3 protein-coding genes are annotated in these 2287 nt (G+C 45.1%); 1 reads left to right on the forward strand and 2 read right to left on the reverse strand.

Annotation, left to right across the window (positions count from 1 at the left end; genetic code table 11):
- The coding region (locus tag K5677_RS05460) for a histidine phosphatase family protein (protein ID WP_296725613.1) at positions 1 to 405 on the reverse strand (405 nt) is incomplete at its 3' end.
- Positions 406 to 468: 63 nt separating this feature from the next.
- A complete protein-coding gene (locus tag K5677_RS05465; RefSeq protein WP_296725615.1) occupies positions 469 to 1608 on the reverse strand; it encodes a glycerate kinase in 1140 nt (379 codons plus the stop codon).
- A 120-nt stretch (positions 1609 to 1728) separates the two neighbouring features.
- On the opposite strand from K5677_RS05465, the gene K5677_RS05470 reads away from it, so the two are divergent.
- Entirely contained in the window at positions 1729 to 2166 is a 438-nt protein-coding gene (locus K5677_RS05470) for a YaiI/YqxD family protein (protein ID WP_296725617.1), read from the forward strand.
- Positions 2167 to 2287: the final 121 nt, after the last annotated feature.

Consider the following 2287-nt stretch of genomic DNA (forward strand, 5'->3'; position numbering starts at 1 on the left):
AGCAAGTAAAGAATCAAGTCCGTTTTGTACATAGGTGATACCGTTACGCATATCTGCTTCAGCCATAACAGGAACGTCTGTCCATTTCTCTTTGTCGTAGTATTCGGGAACAGACGTCCAGTTCTGAGGCAGCATATCCCAGGCAATGCGGCGCTGACCGTTCGGTCCGATAATAAGGCTGCGGTCAAACTCATGGAGCCAGTCCAGCGTCTCTGCTGAACGTCCGCATTTTCTCAGAGTATATTCCGCAGTAGCCTTAGCCCTCCCAAGCGGAGACACATAATAAGCTGCGATATCCATAGGGGCTATACGCTCGGCAAGCATTTCAGCCTCTCTATGACCTTTGTCTGTAAGCGAGTCGATAGTATAGTCAGGATCACCGTGTCTGATAATCAGCAATTTCATAGTACTCTTCCTTTCTTGTTTTACCAGGCATACAACGTAGCTTTGTGATATACGCATATGATCTTATTGTTTGAATAGCTTTATCGTTCTGAATACCTGTTCGGTTGTATCGGCGAGATTACGATAGGCAGTGGTCTTATCCATAGCCTCCTCAAGTGTAGATACTTGCCTGAGTATAGGAAAATATGCGTCTATGCCATTCTGGTTGCATAACTCCGCTCCGATTTTGACTGCTCCGCTGAACGCGATGACAGGTTTTCCGTATTTCTGTGCTATCTTTGCGATTCCAACGGGAGCTTTTCCCATAGCAGTCTGGCTGTCGAGGCAACCTTCGCCAGTGATAACAATATCTGCATCTTTTACAGAATCTTCAAGCTGAGTTTCGCGCATTATCAATTCAATGCCTGATTCAAATTCTGCGTTAAGATAATATATCAGCGCAAATCCAAGACCGCCTGCTGCCCCTGCACCGGGAGTATCAGGTGAAGCGGTGGCGTTATATTTTTTTGTCAGCTCAGCGAAATTTCGGAGATATCCGTCCATTACGGGTATAAGTTTAGCTTTTGCGCCCTTTTGCGGAGCAAATACTGTGCTGCACCCATTTTCACCGCAAAGAGGATTTGTGACGTCGCAGGCTACTTTGAAACTGCACTCCTTTAGTTCTTGTATAACATTCGTGTTATTTATTTCTGTAAGCTGCGAAAGCCCTTTTGCACCGAAGCTTACCTGCTGACCTTTATCATCAAGCATACCGAAACCGAGAGCCTGCAAACAGCCGATACCGCCGTCATTAGTTGCACTTCCGCCTATACCGATTATGAAATCACGGCAGCCATTGCGTATCGCTGAAAGAATGAGCTCGCCTGTTCCGTAAGTGGTAGTTAGCATTGGATCACGTTCATTATCAGAAAGAAGTGTAAGTCCCGACGCCGCAGCCATTTCAATAACTGCGGTATTGTTTGGGAGAATGCCATATTTGGCGGTTATCTTTATGCCGAGTGGATCTGAGACTTCGGCTTCACTCAATTGTCCGTGCAGTCCGTTGACGAGGGCTTCAACAGTTCCTTCTCCGCCGTCTGCAACAGGTTTTATTATTGTATCAGCATCGGGAAAAACGCGGCGTATTCCTTCTGCAGCAGCATTTCCTGCTTCAATTGAAGAAATGCTTCCCTTAAATGAATCCATTGCGATAACTGCTTTCATTTTGCGCCTCCGATAGTATCATTGATACTATTATAACATTTTTCAAATGTGTTGTAAATCCTTTCAGGGTATGCTATAATGTAATCATCAAACAAAAAAGTTTCCTTTCAGGTGATGAATATGAAGATATTTATAGATGCAGACGGCTGTCCTGTGGTGAATATCACGGTGAGGGCTGCTAAGAGATACGGGATAGAGTGTATAATTATTTGCGATACATCCCATTCCATTCATCGTGAGGGAGTTAAAACTATCATCGTTGATAAGGGTGCTGACAGCACTGATTTTCGTCTTGTGAATCTTGTAAGTGACTGTGATATCGCTGTAACTCAGGACTACGGACTTGCAGCGATGTGTCTTAGCAAAAAGGCTATTGTGCTCAATCAGGACGGAAAGCGCTACACAGCGGAAAACATTTCGGGACTACTGGAATTTCGCGCGATCTCCTCTAAGATACGCAGGAGCGGAGGCCGTACAAAGGGCTTGTCCAAACGAACAGTTCAGCAAGATAAAGAATTTGAAAAATCTTTGACAGAGCTGATAGGAGCAGGAATATGAAAATACTGAATCTGCACGGCTTCCTCGGAGTTGCCGACAACAAGAATTACAAGGCGCTTTGCGAGATATTTCCTGCGGAGGATATCATCTCGCCGAAGCTTGATTACCAGGAAACGTCCCC

This window comes from Ruminococcus sp., from assembly GCF_024684275.1.